We start from the raw sequence: 1394 nt of genomic DNA, 5'->3' as shown, positions 1-1394 counted from the left end.
CTGCTCGACAAGGATTCCTTCGAGGAGTTCGACATGTTCGTGCAGCACCGCGCCGTCGATTTCGGCATGGACAAGGCCGAGAAGATCCCCGGCGACGGCGTCGTCACCGGCTGGGGTACGGTCAATGGCCGCACCGTCTTCGTCTTCTCCAAGGACTTCACCGTCCTCGGCGGCTCGCTCTCCGAGACCCACGCCCAGAAGATCATCAAGATCCAGGACATGGCGCTGAAGATGCGCGCGCCCATCGTCGGCCTGTTCGACGCCGGCGGCGCCCGCATCCAGGAAGGCGTCGCGGCGCTCGGCGGCTATGGCGAGGTCTTCAAGCGCAATGTCCAGGCGTCCGGCGTCATCCCGCAGATCTCGGTGATCATGGGCCCCTGCGCCGGTGGCGACGTCTATTCGCCGGCGATGACCGACTTCATCTTCATGGTCCGCGACACCTCCTACATGTTCGTCACCGGCCCGGAGGTGGTGAAGACCGTCACCAACGAGACCGTGACCTCCGAGGAGTTAGGGGGCGCCAAGGTCCACACCTCCAAATCCTCGGTCGCCGATGGCTCCTTCGAGAACGATGTCGAGGCGCTCTTGCAGGTCCGGCGCCTGATCGACTTCCTGCCGGCCAACAACACCGTCGGCGTGCCGGAATGGCCGAGCTTCGACGTGCCCGATCGCGTCGACATGAGCCTCGACACGCTGGTCCCGGACAATCCGAACAAGCCCTACGACATCAAGGAACTGATCCTGAAGGTCGTCGACGAGGGCGATTTCTTCGAGATCCAGCAGGCCTATGCCGGCAACATCGTCACCGGTTTTGCCCGGATCGAGGGCCGCACTGTCGGCATCGTCGCCAACCAGCCGATGGTGCTGGCCGGCGTGCTCGATTCCGACGCCAGCCGCAAGGGCGCCCGCTTCGTGCGCTATTGCGACGCCTTCGAGATCCCGATCGTCACGCTGGTCGACGTTCCCGGCTTCCTGCCCGGCACGGCCCAGGAATATGGCGGCCTGATCAAGCATGGCGCCAAGCTGCTCTTCGCCTATAGCGAATGCACCGTGCCGCTGGTCACCGTGATCACGCGCAAGGCCTATGGCGGCGCCTATGACGTCATGGCCTCCAAGCATATCGGCGCCGACGTCAACTATGCCTGGCCGACGGCGCAGATCGCGGTGATGGGCGCCAAGGGCGCGGTCGAGATCATCTTCCGCGGTGGCGACGCCGAGACGATCGCGCGCCAGACCAGGGAATATGAAGACCGCTTCATGAGCCCCTTCGTCGCGGCCGAACGCGGCTATGTCGACGAAGTCATCATGCCGCATTCGACCCGCCGCCGCATCGCCCGGGCGCTGGCCATGCTGCGCACCAAGAGCGTCGAGCGCCCCTGGCGAAAGCACGACAA

At 64.8% G+C, this 1394-nt stretch carries 1 protein-coding gene; it reads left to right on the top strand.

All coding sequences use genetic code 11. From position 1 onward, the window contains the following. Positions 1–1394, top strand: a 1394-nt coding sequence (locus AC3WLC_RS32055; protein ID WP_493687909.1) for an acyl-CoA carboxylase subunit beta, incomplete at both ends; no start/stop codon positions are given.

This window comes from Allobosea sp. GW821-FHT03A12 (assembly GCF_058986765.1).
This window is presented reverse-complemented; position numbering and strand designations above follow the sequence as displayed.